Annotated in this window: 12 protein-coding genes and 4 tRNA genes; 6 read left to right on the top strand and 10 right to left on the bottom strand. The window is 69.5% G+C overall.

The genetic code is table 11. From position 1 onward, the window contains the following. Positions 1 to 110 precede the first annotated feature (110 nt). The 3 genes from N8I84_RS19900 (at position 111) to purM (ending at position 3,870) form a co-directional block, all read left to right on the top strand. Positions 111 to 908, top strand: coding sequence for a maleylpyruvate isomerase family mycothiol-dependent enzyme (locus tag N8I84_RS19900; RefSeq protein ID WP_263230781.1), 798 nt, complete (start codon positions 111 to 113; stop codon positions 906 to 908). 301 nt (positions 909 to 1,209) lie between these two features. Further along, complete coding sequence (gene purF, locus N8I84_RS19895; RefSeq protein ID WP_263230780.1) at positions 1,210 to 2,736, top strand: amidophosphoribosyltransferase; 1,527 nt, start codon at positions 1,210 to 1,212, stop codon at positions 2,734 to 2,736. Positions 2,737 to 2,799: 63 nt separating this feature from the next. After that, positions 2,800 to 3,870: a phosphoribosylformylglycinamidine cyclo-ligase gene (gene purM / locus N8I84_RS19890; protein ID WP_263230779.1), complete on the top strand. Its 1,071-nt coding sequence runs from the start codon at positions 2,800 to 2,802 to the stop codon at positions 3,868 to 3,870. A 69-nt stretch (positions 3,871 to 3,939) separates the two neighbouring features. Here purM and N8I84_RS19885 read toward each other — a convergent pair whose 3' ends face one another. Both N8I84_RS19885 and N8I84_RS19880 read right to left on the bottom strand, forming a co-directional pair. Beyond that, entirely contained in the window at positions 3,940 to 4,188 is a 249-nt protein-coding gene (locus N8I84_RS19885) for a DUF3073 domain-containing protein (RefSeq protein ID WP_263230778.1), read from the bottom strand. A 303-nt stretch (positions 4,189 to 4,491) separates the two neighbouring features. After that, positions 4,492 to 5,574, bottom strand: coding sequence for a Leu/Phe/Val dehydrogenase (locus tag N8I84_RS19880; RefSeq protein WP_263230777.1), 1,083 nt, complete (start codon positions 5,572 to 5,574; stop codon positions 4,492 to 4,494). 234 nt (positions 5,575 to 5,808) lie between these two features. Between N8I84_RS19880 and N8I84_RS19875 the strand changes: the two genes are divergently transcribed. Together N8I84_RS19875 and bldC are read left to right on the top strand one after the other, a co-directional pair. Continuing rightward, positions 5,809 to 6,651: a hypothetical protein gene (locus N8I84_RS19875; protein WP_263230776.1), complete on the top strand. Its 843-nt coding sequence runs from the start codon at positions 5,809 to 5,811 to the stop codon at positions 6,649 to 6,651. 566 nt (positions 6,652 to 7,217) lie between these two features. Next, complete coding sequence (gene bldC / locus N8I84_RS19870) at positions 7,218 to 7,424, top strand: developmental transcriptional regulator BldC (RefSeq protein ID WP_003949541.1); 207 nt, start codon at positions 7,218 to 7,220, stop codon at positions 7,422 to 7,424. A 477-nt stretch (positions 7,425 to 7,901) separates the two neighbouring features. On the opposite strand, the gene N8I84_RS19865 is transcribed toward bldC, so the two are convergent. From N8I84_RS19865 to N8I84_RS19850, 4 genes are all read right to left on the bottom strand, one after another. Then, entirely contained in the window at positions 7,902 to 8,105 is a 204-nt protein-coding gene (locus tag N8I84_RS19865; RefSeq protein WP_263230775.1) for a DUF6274 family protein, read from the bottom strand. 440 nt (positions 8,106 to 8,545) lie between these two features. Beyond that, positions 8,546 to 8,620, bottom strand: a tRNA-Asp gene (locus N8I84_RS19860). A gap of 92 nt (positions 8,621 to 8,712) precedes the next feature. Continuing rightward, positions 8,713 to 12,657 (bottom strand): ATP-dependent RNA helicase HrpA, encoded by a 3,945-nt coding sequence (gene hrpA, locus N8I84_RS19855; protein WP_263230774.1) that lies wholly within the window; start codon positions 12,655 to 12,657, stop codon positions 8,713 to 8,715. A 100-nt stretch (positions 12,658 to 12,757) separates the two neighbouring features. Beyond that, positions 12,758 to 13,033, bottom strand: a complete 276-nt coding sequence (locus N8I84_RS19850) for a hypothetical protein (RefSeq protein ID WP_263230773.1) — start codon at positions 13,031 to 13,033, stop codon at positions 12,758 to 12,760. A 395-nt stretch (positions 13,034 to 13,428) separates the two neighbouring features. Between N8I84_RS19850 and N8I84_RS19845 the strand changes: the two genes are divergently transcribed. Then, on the top strand, positions 13,429 to 14,520 hold the full coding sequence (locus N8I84_RS19845) for a DUF1259 domain-containing protein (RefSeq protein WP_263230772.1): 1,092 nt from the start codon (positions 13,429 to 13,431) through the stop codon (positions 14,518 to 14,520). 124 nt (positions 14,521 to 14,644) lie between these two features. Here N8I84_RS19845 and N8I84_RS19840 read toward each other — a convergent pair. From N8I84_RS19840 to N8I84_RS19825, 4 genes are all read right to left on the bottom strand, one after another. Next, positions 14,645 to 14,718 (bottom strand) — tRNA-Phe (locus N8I84_RS19840). Positions 14,719 to 14,742: 24 nt separating this feature from the next. Continuing rightward, positions 14,743 to 14,817, bottom strand: a tRNA-Asp gene (locus tag N8I84_RS19835). Between the two features lie 37 nt (positions 14,818 to 14,854). Beyond that, positions 14,855 to 14,927: transfer RNA gene (locus N8I84_RS19830), tRNA-Glu, on the bottom strand. An 80-nt stretch (positions 14,928 to 15,007) separates the two neighbouring features. Beyond that, positions 15,008 to 16,603 (bottom strand): metallophosphoesterase family protein, encoded by a 1,596-nt coding sequence (locus N8I84_RS19825; RefSeq protein ID WP_263230771.1) that lies wholly within the window; start codon positions 16,601 to 16,603, stop codon positions 15,008 to 15,010. Positions 16,604 to 16,699 lie beyond the last annotated feature (96 nt).

Below are 16,699 nucleotides of genomic sequence, written 5' to 3'. Positions count from 1 at the left end.
TCCACGTCCGGCGTTCCCTCCCCCTCCCGCGTTCTCCCGCCTCCGCGTTCTCCCGCCTCCGCCTCCGCGTTCCCCCGCCCCCACCTCCCGCGCCCACTAGGCTCGGCGCCATGCCCCCGGCCAAGAAGCGCACTCGGACCTACGACCCCGTCAAGACCCGCGCCGCCGTTCTCGCGCAGTTCGGGAACGTGAGGGAGGCCGTGAGCACCCTCCCGGCCGAACGACTCGCGCTGCCCACCCGACTCGGGGACTGGACCGTACGGGAACTGGCCACGCACATCGGGATGGCCCTCTCGGCCTTCGGGCGGTTCCTCGGCAGGCCGGAGCCCGCCGCGCAGAACGCCACCGTCCTCGACTGGCCCTTCGCGACCTCCGCCAACTCCGGTGCCATCGCGGACACCACCCGCACACTCGCCGCCCAGAACCCCGACCTCGACAGCTACCTCGCCGGCATAGAGAAGGAGTTCTCGGAACTCCTCGCCGCACACCCCGGCACCCGGCTGCTCGACACCACCGCGGGCGCCATGCCGCTCGCCGACTACCTGGTCACCCGCACCGTCGAGCTCGTCGTCCACACCGACGACCTGAACGCCGCCGTCCCCGGCCTCGACATCCCCTACGACCGTCAGGCCCTCGCCGCGGCGACCCGGCTGCTCGCCGACGCGCTCGCCGTGAAGGCGCCCGGCGCCTCCACCGAGGTGCGCGTCCCGCCGTACGCCGTCGTGCAGTGCATCGAAGGCCCCCGGCACACCCGAGGCACCCCGCCCAACGTCGTCGAGACGGACCCGCTGACCTGGGTCCGGCTCGCCACCGGCCGTACGAGCTGGGACACGGCCCTCGCCGACGCCGAGGTCAGCGCGAGCGGCGAACGGGCCGACCTGAGCGGGCTGCTGCCCCTGATGGCGTGAAGCGGTCGTGGAGGCGGAGGCGACGGTACGCTGCGGTCACTTCACGGAGAGCGTCGCGAGACGTCCACCCGCAAGATGTGCGACGGCTCACTCGCAGACACCGACGAGACGCTGAGCAAGCTCTCCGTCCGTCCGCAGTCCTCCCCGCCCGACCACCGGAGCGCCGCGCTGACCAGCGAAAACGACACCGGCGTCAGCGCGGTCTCCGAGCGCCGAGCACGGGCGTCCGGCCACTGCGCACGGCGTGCGGCATCGATGACCGGATTCGGACCAGTGCACGATCTCGCCTACACTCGGTGGCGTGCCACGTGGTGACGGTCGACTCAATCACGATCTGCTCCCCGGTGAGAAAGGCCCCCAGGACGCGTGCGGCGTCTTCGGTGTCTGGGCTCCGGGCGAAGAGGTCGCAAAGCTCACGTACTTCGGGCTCTACGCCCTCCAGCACCGGGGTCAGGAATCCGCGGGTATCGCGGTGAGCAACGGCTCCCAGATCCTCGTCTTCAAGGACATGGGCCTGGTTTCCCAGGTCTTCGACGAGACCTCCCTCGGTTCGCTCCAGGGTCACATCGCGGTCGGTCATGCCCGCTACTCGACCACCGGCGCCTCCGTCTGGGAGAACGCCCAGCCGACGTTCCGTGCCACCGCGCACGGCTCGATCGCGCTCGGCCACAACGGCAACCTGGTCAACACGGCGCAGCTCGCCGAGATGGTCGCCGACCTCCCCAAGGAGAACGGCCGTGCCACCCAGGTCGCCGCCACCAACGACACCGACCTCGTCACCGCCCTCCTCGCGGGGCAGGTCGACGACGACGGCAAGCCGCTGACCGTCGAAGAGGCGGCCCCCAAGCTCCTCCCCCAGGTCAAGGGCGCTTTCTCGCTCGTCTTCATGGACGAGAACACCCTTTACGCGGCCCGCGACCCGCAGGGCATCCGCCCGCTGGTCCTCGGCCGGCTGGAGCGCGGCTGGGTCGTCGCCTCCGAGACCGCCGCGCTCGACATCGTCGGCGCGAGCTTCGTCCGCGAGATCGAGCCCGGCGAGTTCGTGGCCGTCGACGAGAACGGTCTGCGCACCTCCCGGTTCGCGGAAGCGAAGCCCAAGGGCTGTGTCTTCGAGTACGTGTACCTGGCCCGCCCGGACACCGACATCGCCGGCCGGAACGTGTACCTCTCCCGTGTCGAGATGGGCCGTCGCCTCGCCAAGGAGGCGCCCGCCGACGCCGATCTGGTCATAGCGACCCCCGAGTCCGGCACCCCCGCCGCGATCGGCTACGCGGAGGCCTCCGGCATCCCGTTCGGCTCCGGCCTGGTGAAGAACGCCTACGTCGGCCGGACCTTCATCCAGCCCTCGCAGACGATCCGCCAGCTCGGCATCCGCCTGAAGCTGAACCCCCTCAAGGAAGTCATCAAGGGCAAGCGCCTGGTCGTCGTCGACGACTCGATCGTGCGCGGCAACACCCAGCGCGCCCTGGTGCGGATGCTGCGCGAGGCGGGCGCCGCCGAGGTCCACATCCGGATCTCCTCCCCGCCGGTGAAGTGGCCCTGCTTCTTCGGCATCGACTTCGCCACCCGCGCCGAGCTGATCGCCAACGGCATGTCGGTCGAGGAGATCGGCCGCTCCCTGGGCGCCGACTCCCTGGCGTACATCTCCATCGACGGCATGATCGAGGCGACCGCCATCGCCAAGCCGAACCTGTGCCGCGCCTGCTTCGACGGCGAGTACCCGATGGAGCTGCCCGACCCGGAGCTCCTCGGCAAGCAGCTGCTGGAGACCGAGCTGGCCGCCGGTCCCGCCGCCACGGCCGCGACCGACGCGATCCGTCGCCCGTAAGACCAGAGGGTCCGGGGGGAGTCCCCCGGAAGACCCAGCCACCAACCCGAAAGATCCCAGGCAATGTCTGAGACCCAAACCGGTGCTTCCTACGCGGCGGCAGGCGTCGACATCGAAGCGGGCGACCGCGCCGTGGAGCTCATGAAGGAGTGGGTGAAGAAGACGCAGCGCCCCGAGGTCCTCGGCGGCCTCGGCGGCTTCGCCGGCCTCTTCGACGCCTCCGCCCTCAAGCACTACGAGCGTCCGCTGCTCGCCTCCGCCACCGACGGCGTCGGCACCAAGGTCGACATCGCGCGCCGGATGGGCGTCTACGACACCATCGGCCACGACCTGGTCGCCATGGTCATGGACGACATCGTGGTGTGCGGCGCCGAGCCGCTGTTCATGACCGACTACATCTGCGTCGGCAAGGTCCATCCCGAGCGGGTCGCCGCGATCGTGAAGGGCATTGCCGAGGGCTGTGTGCTGGCCGGGTGCGCCCTGGTGGGCGGTGAGACGGCCGAACACCCGGGCCTGCTGGGTCCCGACGACTTCGACGTCGCGGGCGCCGGTACGGGCGTCGTGGAGGCCGACCGGCTGCTCGGCGCCGAGCGTATCCGTGAGGGTGACGCGCTGATCGCCATGGCGTCCTCCGGACTTCACTCCAACGGGTACTCCCTCGTCCGGCACGTCCTGCTCGACCGGGCGAAGCTCGGCCTCGACCAGCACATCGACGACCTCGGCCGCACCCTCGGCGAGGAGCTGCTCGAGCCCACGAAGATCTACTCGCTGGACTGCCTGGCCCTGATGCGCACCGCCGAGGTGCACGCGTTCAGCCACGTCACCGGCGGTGGACTCGCGGCCAACCTGGCCCGCGTGATCCCCGACCACCTGCACGCCGCGGTGGACCGCTCGACCTGGACGCCCGCTGCGGTGTTCGACCTCGTCGGGAAGACCGGCGACGTCGAGCGCCTGGAGCTGGAGAAGACCCTGAACATGGGCGTCGGCATGATCGCGGTCGTCCCCGAGCAGTCGGTGGACGTCGCGCTCGCCGCCCTCGCCGACCGCGGCGTGGACGCATGGGTCGCCGGCGAGATCACCGAGCGGGGCGAGCACGAAACGGGTGCCGCCCTGGTCGGGGACTACGCCGGCTGAGACCCTGCCGACAGCACAGAACCCGGTCCGTGGCCAGGGCCACGGACCGGGTGAAAACTCGGTGCAGGGTCAAGCGCCGCGACGATGGCGAGAGGACGACTCGTCTTCCTCGTCCTCGTCGTCCGCATACAGGTCGGCATACCGTGCGTACAGATCGTCGTCGTGCTCATCGTCCTCGAACCGGTCGCCGTTCGGCGACGTGTTCGACGTCGATGCGCCCAGCTCCTCAGCCAGGCGTGAGAGGTCCGTCCCACCGCTGTTGTACTTCAGCTGGCGGGCGACCTTCGTCTGCTTGGCCTTGGCCCGGCCGCGCCCCATGGCTCGACCCCCTCAACGACGGGGCTCGACGGCCCCAGAGTCTTGACACGCGTTCATGATCCGGAACGGGCTCTCCGCAGAGAGACCGGCCCGTAGGGCTTCCACGGTACCTGAGCCCACGCCCATACGGTACGTCGCCCGCAGGACGGGCGTGTGCCCATGACCGTCGAGGAGCCCTGTCCTCGCTGGTCACGGCCGATTTTAACCACTTATTGGCCGACGACCCGCCGAGGAAAGTGAGAGTCCTCTCAAACCCTCCCTCGGCGGGTACCGGTCAAACCCGGGTGGCCCCCCTGGGGAAGGTCACCGTCCGCGCGCCTCAGCCATCCGCTGCTCGGCGATCCGGTCGGCCGCGGCGGCCGGCGGAATGCCGTCCTCCTTCGCACGAGCGAAGATCGTCAGCGTGGTGTCGAAGATCTTCGCCGCCTTCGCCTTGCACCGGTCGAAGTCGAAGCCGTGCAGCTCGTCGGCGACCTGGATGACACCGCCGGCGTTGACGACGTAGTCGGGCGCGTACAGGATCCCGCGGTCCGCGACGTCCTTCTCCACACCCGGATGCGCGAGCTGGTTGTTGGCCGCGCCGCACACCACCTTCGCCGTCAGGACCGGCACCGTCTCGTCGTTCAGCGCCCCGCCCAGCGCGCACGGGGCGTAGATGTCCAGGCCCTCGGTGCGGATCAGGGCAGCGGTGTCGGCGGCGACGGCGACCTGCGGGTGCGCGTCGGTGATACGGCGCACGGCGTCCGGCCGTACGTCCGTGATCACCACGTCGGCTCCGTCCTCGAGCAGGTGCTCGACCAGGTAGTGCCCGACCTTGCCGACACCCGCGATGCCGACCTTGCGCCCGCGCAGCGTCGGGTCGCCCCACAGGTGCTGGGCGGAGGCCCGCATGCCCTGGAAGACGCCGTACGCGGTGAGCACGGAGGAGTCGCCCGCGCCGCCGTTCTCGGGGGAGCGGCCGGTGGTCCAGGGGCACGCCCGGGCCACCACGTCCATGTCGGCCACATAGGTGCCGACGTCGCAGGCGGTGACGTACCGGCCGCCGAGCGAGGCCACGAAACGGCCGTAGGCCAGCAGCAGCTCCTCGGTCTTGATCCGCTCGGGGTCGCCGATGATCACGGCCTTGCCGCCGCCGTGGTCGAGACCGGCCATGGCGTTCTTGTACGACATCCCGCGCGAGAGGTTCAGCGCGTCGGCGACGGCCTCCTCCTCGCTCGCGTAGGGGTAGAAGCGCGTGCCGCCGAGGGCGGGGCCCAGAGCGGTGGAGTGGATCGCGATGACGGCCTTGAGGCCACTGGCCCTGTCCTGACAGAGCACGACCTGCTCATGACCCCCTTGATCCGAGCGGAACAGGGTGTGCAGGACGCCGTCGGTTACGTCGGTCACGGTGGTGACTCCCGGTTGAGTAGCGGCGGTTGGGGGAGGGTCCCGTGCGGGTGGCGGGGCCCGTGGGCATGAGCGTAGAGCGTGCGGGCGCCCACGTTGCGCGCAGTGCCGAGGATCACCCTCCCTCGGAGTACGCCCGGACGGGTTCGTGGGACGATTTGCAGGGGTTTTCCACCTCGGCCGGGCCGGTGCCCGGGCGGGTTCGGGTCGGGTTCCGGTGGGGAGGGAGCAGGTGTGCCCAAGGTGTCCTCGGTGATCGTCCCGTACGCGTCCTACTTGCGCGTGTACGAGCCGCTGGCCGCCTTCCCGGAGCCGGAGCGCAGCCACTGGGCCCGCTACGCCCGCCGCCCCGACCGCCCCTCGTACCAGGACGAACTGCGCCGTTCCCTGGCCGACTTGCTGCCCACGCCGCCGGTCGCGGTGCCGGTGCACGAGAGCGACGACGCCTTCGTGACCGAGGTCGAAGGGGTGCTGTGCGTGTGCCCCTGGCGCACCCGGCTGCGCGGCTGGCAGGCGCTGGGGGAGCTGCCCGAGGAGCTGCCGGCGCCGGTCCTGGACGCGGTCCTGCCGCCCGTCGTGCGCCGCCAGGCCGCCCAGGACTACGAGCGCTGGCTCGAGCGCAACCCGGACGCGCGTCCCTGGATCCGCACCGCGACCTGGCAGGTGCCGCTGAACTGGTTCGTGCTGGTCTCCGACGAGGAGCGCAGGTACGAGAAGGGGTCCGGCGAGGTGCCCCCGATGCTGCGCTACCGCACGCCCATGGTGCAGGCCCGCAGGCGCGTCGCGCGGACGCTGAGGACGCTGAAGGACACGATCGACGAGGGACCGCTCATCGACGGTCTGGTGGACGTCGGGCGGTGGCTGGAGGAGTTCCACCCTCGGTCGCTGGTCGAACTGGACTACGGCGGGCTGGTCCACGTCCTGCCGGCCGCCGAGCTGGACGCGGACCACTCGGCCGCCGACGTCGCCGAGGGCATCGAGGCCCTGCGGCACGGGGACGGGGCGGCGGCCGGGGAGGCGTACGGGCGGCTCGTGGAGCGCTGGCGGGCCGTACGGGAGCGCCGGTCGGCGAACTGAGGGCGGTCCCTCAGCCGGGGCTCTGGTGAACCGTTGCTCGAATTGTGACCCGCGAGACATGGTGAAGTCGCAACCCTTGGCCCATGGTTGACGTACCGCAGGTAGGTGCGGGATCGGGGCGGAGGACGTAGCGACCGATCCGGGCTTATGCCGCCAAGCGTGACGGACGGCACTTACAAGGACCTTGCGTCTTACGGCCCTCCTCATGCCAAAATAGGACAAGGAGCCCGGGGGAGGCTCCTTCTGCCCACATCTGGGCGGAAACTCAGCATTGCACGCTTTGGGGGGTCTCGTGACTCCTGATCGTCCTGTGACTGTTCGTCACAGTGGCGTGACTGTCCGCTATGGCATGGTCCATCGGCTTCCGTCGCTGATGAACACCTGGGAGGGCAATTCCATCGGTTTGGCCTACGCGGCTGGACAGATGGTGTAGTTGTAGTGCCGAGGACAAGCCGTTCGTCCTATAACCGACTCGACTCGCGTCCGCCATTTCGGGCAACGCGGGTCAAGGTGCAGAATTTAGAGGAAAGAACCGAGAAGGTTCGGTTCTCCCGAGGAGGCCGCTCATGACCGCTCGCACCCCTGATGCCGAGCCGCTGCTGACCCCGGCTGAGGTCGCCACCATGTTCCGCGTCGACCCGAAGACGGTCACGCGGTGGGCGAAGGCCGGCAAGCTCACGTCCATCCGTACGCTCGGCGGGCACCGCCGCTACCGCGAGGCCGAGGTCCGCGCCCTGCTCGCGGGCATCCCGCAGCAGCGCAGCGAGGCCTGAACAATCGCATAGCCGGACATATGGGCAGGTCCCCCACCTGCTGTGACGTCCGGGACAACAGCTCCAAGCGACGCGGGTTCTGCCCCAACAGGACTCACGCCCGAGGTCAATAGAGGCACGACAAGGGTGCGTCGTAGATCGCGCTGGACTCCGCCGGGTCCAGCGCGATCTTTTTTGTGCGCCGACCGGGTGTGCGGGGCCGGGCTGTGAGCGGCCGTGTCGCAGCCTGGGGAGGGGCGTCGGAACTGCTGTGGGTCACCTCAGGGCAGGGTGCAATTGCACATATTAAATTGACCCTTTGTAGGAGGCGGGTAAGGGCGGCGGTCACCGAAACTGGTGCGGTGACACCCGTCACATGCCGGAGTCCTTGTTACGGGTGCGGGGTCTTTGCTAGAGAACAGCTCGCCGAGCGGCGGCTGTTGGGCGGCCGCACGTCCAGGAGTGCCCACGCCGGCACGGGATGAACCCCCGGGTTTGTCAGACGGTCGTGGCGCTCTCGGGGGCGCTGTCGTCCTCCGGGGTCGTCTCCGGAGCCTCCTCGCCGCGCTGGGCGGGTTCCATGGCCAGGCGCAGCAGGTGGTGGCAGATGGGGCAGTGCCGGGTCAGATGGCGGTACCCGGCGGCGGCGGACAGATGGGCCCGGAGCAGAGCGCCGGTCTCGTGCCGAACGGACGCCGCCATACGCCACCTCCCCGGGGCCGCCCGCACTCGGGGAGCCCTGACTTCTGGGGTACCGAGGGAAAGTGACTCCGTCAAGGCACGGGGCGCTGCTCGGCGCTGCCGCTCGGGAGAGCGAGGGGTGCCGTCGGCCGTGGGGGGCCCGGCGTTGGAGACGCCGCCACGGGGCTCCACCCCGAACCCCTTCCGCCCTCTGCCGACCGGCCTCCGCTGCGGCTGCGCCGCGGGCGCGGTCTGCGTCTTGGTCGGTGGTGTCGTGCGGGGGTAGGGCGAAGGCCGGCGTCCGTTGCCGGATGGGGGCCTCTCCGGGATGCGGTCCTGACGGGATTTGCTGTGTCCGATTGCGGCTGCGCCGCGGGCGCGGTCTGCGTCTCGACCGGTGGTGTCGTGCCGGGGATACGGCGAAGGCCCGCGTCCGTTGCCGGATGCGGGCCTTCCTGATGCGGTCCTGACGGGATTTGAACCCGCGGCCTCCACCTTGACAGGGTGGCGAGCACTCCAAACTGCTCCACAGGACCAGGTCTCGCGGCGCTTTCGTGCGTTGCGCTGCGAGAAGAGACTGTACAGGAGGGTGAGCCCCTGGTCGAACTCACCCCTCGTGCACGCGTCGTCACGGCGCCACCGCGTCGATCGCCTTCACGATCCGCTTGTCCGAGATCGGGTACGCCGTGCCCAGCGCGTGGGCGAAGTAGCTGACCCGGAGCTCCTCGATCATCCAGCGGATGTCCCGCACCGAGGACGGCACGGGACGGCCCTGCGGCAACTGCTCCAGCAGCCACGCGTACTCGTCCTGCATCTCCCGGACCTTGTCCATGCGCGTGGTGTCCCGCTGCACGTTCGTCGGCATCTGCTGGAGGCGGCGGTCCGCGGCCACCAGGTACCGCATCAGGTCCGGCAGTCTCCGTATCCCCGCCTCCGTCACGAACCCGGGCTTCACGAGGGCGTCCAGCTGCGCCCGTACGTCCGCCAGGTTCGGCAGCAGGGCCGGGCTGCGCACCGCCTTCAGGCGGCGCTCACAGGCCTGCCAGGCGGCCAGCACCTGCTGCACCTGCGCGACCGTGCGCACCGTCGTGTCGACGATCTCCGCGCGCACCCTGTCGAACAGCTTCCGGTACGACTCCTCGTCCCACGCCGGCCCCCCGAAGTCCCCGATCAGCTTGTCCGCCGCCGCCATCGCGCAGTCGCCGAACAGGGCCTGCATCGTGCCGTGCGGGTTCGCGGACAGGGCGAGCTTCTGCTGGTTGGTCAGCTTCTCGGACGCAAACTTCGCGGGGTTCACCGGGATGTTGCGCAGGATGAGCCGGCGCGTGCCCTTCCACATGGCCTCGGCCTGTTCCGCCTCCGTGTCGAAGAGGCGTACGGACACCGTGTCGCCGTCGTCGACCAGCGCCGGGAACGCCTTGACCGGCTGCCCGGCCCGGCGCGTCTCGAACACCTGGGTGAGCGTGCCGATCGTCCAGTCCGTGAGGCCCGTACGCTCCAGGGACTCCCCGCCCTGCCGCTCGGCGGTGGCCGCCGCGGCCTGCGACAGGGCCTTGCGCGCCTTGGGCTTCAGCTTCAGCTTCAGGGCCTCGAGGTCCTTGTCCTCCGCCAGCTTCCGGCGCCGCTCGTCGACGATCCGGAAGGTGATCTTCAGATGGTCCGGCACCTTGGACCAGTCGAAGTCCTCCTGCTCGAACGGCACCCCGACCATCCGCTTCAGCTCACGCGCCATCGTGGTGGTCAGCGGCTCCTGCAAGGGCACCGCCTTCTCCAGGAACGCCTTGGCGTAGTTCGGCGCCGGGACGTAGTTGCGGCGGATCGGCTTCGGCAGGGAGCGGATCAGCTCGGTGACCAGCTCATCCCTCAGGCCCGGGATCTGCCAGTCGAAGCCCTCGTCCGTGACCTGGTTGAGCACCTGCAGCGGGATGTGGACGGTGACGCCGTCCGCGTCCGCACCCGGTTCGAACTGGTACGTCACCCGGAACTTCAGCCGGCCCTGGCGCCACGAGTCGGGGTAGTCGTCCTTGGTGACCGCGCCCGCCTTCTCGTTGATGAGCATCTCGCGCTCGAAGTCGAGGAAGTCGGGCTGCTCGTGGCGTTTGTGCTTCCACCAGGAGTCGAAGTGCGCGCCGGACACGACGTGTTCGGGCACGCGCTGGTCGTAGAAGTCGAACAGCGTCTCGTCGTCGACCACGATGTCCCGGCGCCGGGCGCGGTGCTCCAACTCCTCGACCTCGCTCAGGAGCCTGCGGTTGTCGGCGAAGAACTTGTGGTGGGTGCGCCAGTCGCCTTCGACCAGGGCGTTGCGGATGAACAGCTCGCGGCTGGCCTCCGGGTCGATCCGGCCGTAGTTCACCTTCCGCTGGGCGACGATCGGGACGCCGTACAGCGTGACCTTCTCGTACGCCATCACGGCCGCCTGGTCCTTCTCCCAGTGCGGTTCGCTGTACGTACGCTTCAGCAGGTGGCCGGCGAGCGGCTCGACCCACTCCGGCTCGATCTTCGCATTGACGCGGGCCCACAGGCGTGAGGTCTCCACCAGTTCGGCGGACATCACGAACCGTGGCGGCTTCTTGAAGAGCGCCGAGCCCGGGAAGATCGCGAACTTGGCGTTCCGGGCACCCAGGTACTCGTTCTTCGCGCCCTCCTTCACGTCCTTCATGCCGATGTGCGACAGCAGACCGGCGAGGAGGGAGACGTGGATGCGGTCGGCCGGGGCGTCGTCCTCGTTGACGTGGATGCCCATCTGCTTGGCGACCGTGCGCAGCTGTGTGTAGATGTCCTGCCATTCGCGGATGCGCAGGAAGTTGAGGTACTCCTGCTTGCACATCCGGCGGAAGGAGGACGAGCCGCGTTCCTTCTGCTGCTCGCGGATGTAGCGCCAGAGGTTGAGATAGGCGAGGAAGTCGCTCGTCTCGTCCTTGAAGCGGGCGTGCTGCTGGTCGGCCTGGGTCTGCTTGTCGGCGGGCCGCTCGCGCGGGTCCTGGATGGACAGGGCGGCGGCGATCACCATGACCTCGCGGACGCAGCCGTTCTTGTCGGCCTCCAGGACCATGCGCGCGAGGCGCGGGTCGACCGGCAGCTGGGCGAGCTTGCGGCCGGTGTCGGTGAGGCGTTTGCGCGGGTCCTTCTGCGTGGGGTCGAGGGCGCCCAGTTCCTGCAGGAGCTGCACGCCGTCGCGGATGTTGCGGTGGTCCGGCGGGTCGATGAACGGGAACTTCTCGATGTCGCCGAGGCCGGCCGCGGTCATCTGGAGGATGACGGAGGCGAGGTTCGTCCGCAGGATCTCGGCGTCGGTGAACTCCGGGCGGGCGACGAAGTCGTCCTCGCTGTACAGCCGGACGCAGATACCGTCGCTGGTCCGGCCGCAGCGGCCCTTGCGCTGGTTGGCGCTCGCCTGCGAGACCGGCTCGATGGGCAGTCGCTGGACCTTGGTCCGGTGGCTGTACCGGGAGATCCGGGCGAAGCCGGGGTCGATGACGTACTTGATGCCCGGGACGGTGAGGGAGGTCTCGGCGACGTTCGTCGCGAGAACGATCCTGCGGCCCGTGTGCGGCTGGAACACGCGGTGTTGTTCGGCGTGGGACAGCCGGGCGTACAGCGGCAGGATCTCCGTGAACCTGTACTGCTTCCTGGTGAGCGCGTCCGCCGTGTCGCGGATCTCGCGCTCGCCGGAGAGGAAGACGAGGATGTCGCCGGGCCCCTCGGCCATCAGCTCCTCGACGGCGTCGGTGATCGCGGTGATCTGGTCCCGGTCCGCGTCGTCGGTGTCCTCTTCGAGGAGGGGCCGGTAGCGCACCTCGACGGGGTAGGTCCGGCCGCTGACCTCGACGATCGGCGCGTCGCCGAAGTGCCGGGAGAAGCGCTCGGGGTCGATCGTCGCCGAGGTGATGACGACCTTGAGGTCCGGGCGCCGGGGGAGGAGCTGGGCGAGGTAGCCCAGCAGGAAGTCGATGTTGAGGGACCGCTCGTGGGCCTCGTCGATGATGATCGTGTCGTAGGCGCGCAGCTCACGGTCCGTCTGGATCTCCGCGAGCAGGATGCCGTCCGTCATCAGCTTGATGAAGGTGGCGTCCGGGTTCACCTGGTCGGTGAAGCGGACCTTCCAGCCGACGGCCTCGCCGAGGGGGGTGTCCAGCTCTTCCGCGACCCGTTCGGCGACGGTGCGGGCGGCGATACGGCGGGGCTGGGTGTGGCCGATCATCCCGCGGACGCCCCGGCCGAGCTCGAGGCAGATCTTGGGGATCTGGGTGGTCTTGCCGGAGCCGGTCTCACCGGCCACGATCACGACCTGGTGGTCGCGTATGGCGTCGGCGATCTCGGTCTTCTTCTGGCTGACCGGGAGCTGCTCGGGGTAGGTGACGGCGGGCACGCGGGCGGTGCGCTCGCCGATCCGCGCCTCGGCCTTGGCGACCTCCGCCTCGATCTCGGCGAGTACGGCGGCCCGGGCTTCCGGCTTGCGGATCTTGCGCGCGCCTTCCAGCCTGCGGCCGAGCCGGTGCGCGTCGCGCAGGGAGAGCTCGGTCAGGCGAGGGGCGAGGGTGCCGAGGGCGGGGGCGGGATGCGTAGACATACGCGGTCCAGGATCTCACCTCGGTGAAATTCGTGGCTAACGAATTGCCGTGGGCCGTTCCCGGCCGCTGCCTGTCCGTCCCGCGGCAGCCGCCCGGTCGCTACGGGTTCTGCTGCTGCGCAGCCGTGGCCGTTCCCGTCCGGTCCTGGGCCGCCATGGACTTCGCCGTGTTGGAGACGGCCTTGATGCCCAGGTACGCGGTGGTCATGCTGCTGACCGCTGTGAAGGCCGCGGTGAGCACACCGACCATCACCGACTTGTCGCCGTCCAGGCGCCAGACGCCGAAGATCGCCACGACGGCGATGGCGACGTTGCTGATGATCACCGCGAGCAGGCCGTAGCGAGCCCGCGTCTTCTCCAGTTCGGTGTCCTGCACGGCACTCGCCCCCGGCTCAAGTTTCCCCGTCGCTCCTGGACCAGCCAGAACGTAGCGCCCGGAAGGGGACATGCCAAGCCGGCCGGGCCGGGACGCCGCCGACGGCCCCGCTTGACGGACGTGGTTCCGCGCTGCGGTTGGCGTACGGGTTGGCGTAGCCCTGTTTGATTTCTTGGGGTGCTTTGGCGCCGCGTCTCCAGTGCGATTGTGCTCAATGCAGAGTGATGCTATGACATGCCACTTTTGGTGCAATCAGGGGGTATGGACGGTTTGGCCGTCAAGCTTTGTCTGTTGATCACAGTCCAGGCGACGGAGACCGCTGGCACTGGTCGCGGGAGCGACTCTCCGAGTGGAACCCGCGGGCCCCTTCACAACATGGTTGGGATGGCGAATACATGGCTACTGAAGCGAGACCGGGGAAGGCCGGAAGAGGTGCGGGGGCATCAAGACGCTACCTGCTGACCACGGTTGCGCTGGGATCGGCATTTGCGGCACTGCCGGGACGGGCAGTCGACGCCGAGCGGGGCGCCTCGGGCGGTGGAGAGCACGGCGGCACGGATCACGACCGCAGCGGTGAGCGCGCGGGCCCTGACCGCAGGGCCGGCCGGGATGCCGGCGGGTTGGTGCGTCCAGTCGAGAGCACGACGAAGGACTGGGCTCACGTCGCGGCGGAGCTGGGCCGCGAGGGCAACATGCTGGGCAGGCTGATCTACCGGACGGCTTTTCCCCGCACCGATCTGCGTGTCGTCTCCCACGGCGTCACCGTGTCGCCGGAACTCGCCGTCGGCTCGCACGTGTCCTTCATCCGCTATGCCGACAACACCATGATGACCATGGGGGAACTGGCCGTCACGGAGACGGAGCTGCACCGTGTGACCGGCGCGCTGCAGTCACACGGTATCGAGCAGGTGGCCATTCACAACCACCTGCTCGCTCACTCTCCCCGTCTCGTGTGGATCCATACGCATGGGCACGGCCCGGATGCCGCGACCCTGGCCCGCGGCCTGCGCGCCGCGCTTGCCTGCACAGGCACGCCGCCCGCCAAGTCCTCGACGACTCGTCCAAAGAAGCTGAAGCTGGACACAGCGGGTATCGACGCCGCCCTGGGCACCACAGGCACCGTCTACGGCGGCGTCTACAAGGCCGCATTCCTGCGCCGCGAGACGATCACCGGAGGCGGCTACATTCTGCCGCCCGGTTCCGGGGCGACCTCGGCTCTCAGCTTCCAGCCGGTGGGAGGAGGCCGTGCCGCGGTCAGCGGGGATGTCGCCGTGGTGGCTGGGGAGGCGCAGAAGGTGTTGGACGCGCTCCAGCGCGGCGGAATCAGGGTCGTCGAGTTGCACAACCATGGCATGGTCGACACGCCCCGCATGTTCTTCATCCACGTCTGGGCCGTCGATGACGCAGTGGCGATTGCGCGGGCCCTGCGCCGTGCGGTGGACGCTACCAACTCCGCACCCGCCCGTGGTGCAGGAGGGGTCGAGTAAGCGGTTGGAAGGGGCCGTGCCCCATCCGTATGAGAGCCGTTGGCGTACCGGTTGGCGTAGGCGGCATGAAAACGGCCTCACCGAAGATCTTCGGTGAGGCCGTATGCCCTGGTCAGGGCGGTTGTGGCTGGGGCCGGGGTCGAACCGGCGACCTTCCGCTTTTCAGGCGGACGCTCGTACCAACTGAGCTACCCAGCCACGAGGTTTCGGGTGAAACCTCAGCGGTCCTGACGGGATTTGAACCCGCGGCCTCCACCTTGACAGGGTGGCGAGCACTCCAAACTGCTCCACAGGACCAAGCGCTGCGTACGACAGTGTCGCACAGGGTGGTGCGTGCCCCCAACGGGATTCGAACCCGTGCTACCGCCTTGAAAGGGCGGCGTCCTAGGCCGCTAGACGATGAGGGCTATCGGCCCGCCTGGGCGCTTCTCAGCGCGTCGGGGACGTGAGAAGCATATGGGATGGGAGGAGGGTTCGCCAAAACCGTTTAGGGGGCGCTCGGCGCCGGCGTCGCGCCGGAGCGGCTCGCGGGGGGTGTGCTCGGGGGCGTGGTGCCCGGCGAGGGGCTCCCGCCCGGCTGGTTCTCCTTGGCCAGGTGACGGGTCACCTCCGCCGTCGTCTGCCCCAGGCCGCCGAGCCTGATCTCGTCCCAGGCCTGCAGATGGCGGGTGTCCCGGTCCAGGTAGAGGATCGAGGCCTCGATCGGGGCCGGGTACTGGCGCTCGACCGCTCGCAGGCCGCTGCCGCCCGTCGAGCCCTCGATGCGCAGCCGGGTGCCGTACTTCATGATCTCCATCCCCTCGTGGTGCAGATGTCCTGCCAGGACCAGCGGCACATCACCGTCCACCTGGCGCGCGGCCGTCGGCTCATGGGCGATCGCGATGTCGACGGGCCTGCCCGCGGCCTTCTGGTCGCGCAGGGCCGTGGCCAGGCGTGCGCCCGCCAGTTCCTCCGCGCGGTCGCCGCCCGGGGTGACCGACCGGTCGGGGGTGAACTGCGGGTCCCCCGTCCCGGCGAAGCGCAGGCCCGCGATGCTGACCGCCCTGCCGTCGTCCAGGACGTGCACGTTCTTCATGTGCTCCAGGTAGCGCTGGGTGGTGAGGGAGTCGTGGTTGCCGCGAACCCAGACGTAGGGGGCGCCCAGGTCGGCGATCGGGTCCAGGAAGCGGTTCTCAGCCGCCGTGCCGTGGTCCATGGTGTCGCCGGAGTCGACGATCACGTTGACGTCGTACTGCTTGACCAGCGAGGCGATGATCTTCCAGCTCGCCGGGTTGAGGTGGATGTCGGAGACGTGCAGAACCCGGATCGTCGTCGGGTCCGGCTGGTAGGCGGGGAGGGTGGACGTGACGTCGTAGAGCTTGGTCACGTTCGTCACCAGACGCGCCAGCTCCTGCTGGTAGACGTCGAACTCGGTGACGATGCTGCGCGCGTTGCCGACCAGGGAGGGGGCGGAGGAGAGCAGGCCGGAGAACTTCGGCTCGAGGACCGACTCGGGGTTCCAGGTGGCGTACGCCGTCGCTCCGGAGGCGCCGAGGAGGGTGAACGCCAGCCCGCCGGCCGCGAGGGCCCGCCGGGGGCGGCGGTAGACCGCCAGGCCGAGCGCGGTGGCGCCGGCGACCACGGCCACGCAGGAGCGCAGGGCGAGGTCGAGCGTGCCGTGCTCGACGTCATGGGTGATCTCCTGCTGGAGCCCGGAGATCCGCTCCGGGTGGTCCACCAGTTCCTGGGAGCGGTCCGGGTCGAGCTGGTCGACGTTGACGTCCAGACGGACGGGCGCCCGGTGGCTGTTCAGCTCCAGGGCGCCGAGCGGGGAGACGTTGATCTTCGTGCCCCCGGCCAGTGAGGGACGCAGGGTCATCGTGGTGTTCATGGGACCCACCGGGACCCGCACATCGCCCACGATCAACAGGCCGAGCCAGGCGCCCAGGAGCACCACGACGACCATGCCGAGGGCCCGGAGCCAGGGGTGGGGCTGCGGGACGAGTTCGGCGGCCGGGTGCGGGCGGAGGGAGCGGTAGTACCGGGCGAGTGTGGAGGGCGCCCTTCGAACGCGGTTCAGAGCTGCTGCGGGGACGCGGTCCATTGGTCCCGTATGCCCAGGTTGCTGAGCGGATATGCGGAGTGGATCAACGGGATACGGGGACGGTCGAACCCCTCCGGTCGGGGTGTCGTGCCGGAC

The sequence above is a fragment of the Streptomyces cynarae genome, assembly GCF_025642135.1.
Lineage (GTDB): Bacteria > Actinomycetota > Actinomycetes > Streptomycetales > Streptomycetaceae > Streptomyces > Streptomyces cynarae.
Note: the sequence above shows the minus strand (reverse complement) of the source record. Positions and strands in the feature narration are given on the sequence as shown.

Excerpts from the sequence above, each read along its gene's own strand:
- N8I84_RS19900 (WP_263230781.1), top strand. The coding sequence starts at position 111 with ATGCCCCCGGCCAAGAAGCGCACTCGGACCTACGACCCCGTCAAGACC.
- N8I84_RS19845 (WP_263230772.1), top strand. The coding sequence starts at position 13,429 with ATGGCTACTGAAGCGAGACCGGGGAAGGCCGGAAGAGGTGCGGGGGCA.
- N8I84_RS19825 (WP_263230771.1), bottom strand. The coding sequence starts at position 16,603 with ATGGACCGCGTCCCCGCAGCAGCTCTGAACCGCGTTCGAAGGGCGCCC.
- N8I84_RS19865 (WP_263230775.1), bottom strand. The coding sequence starts at position 8,105 with ATGGCGGCGTCCGTTCGGCACGAGACCGGCGCTCTGCTCCGGGCCCAT.
- bldC (WP_003949541.1), top strand. The coding sequence starts at position 7,218 with ATGACCGCTCGCACCCCTGATGCCGAGCCGCTGCTGACCCCGGCTGAG.
- hrpA (WP_263230774.1), bottom strand. The coding sequence starts at position 12,657 with ATGTCTACGCATCCCGCCCCCGCCCTCGGCACCCTCGCCCCTCGCCTG.
- N8I84_RS19885 (WP_263230778.1), bottom strand. The coding sequence starts at position 4,188 with ATGGGGCGCGGCCGGGCCAAGGCCAAGCAGACGAAGGTCGCCCGCCAG.
- purM (WP_263230779.1), top strand. The coding sequence starts at position 2,800 with ATGTCTGAGACCCAAACCGGTGCTTCCTACGCGGCGGCAGGCGTCGAC.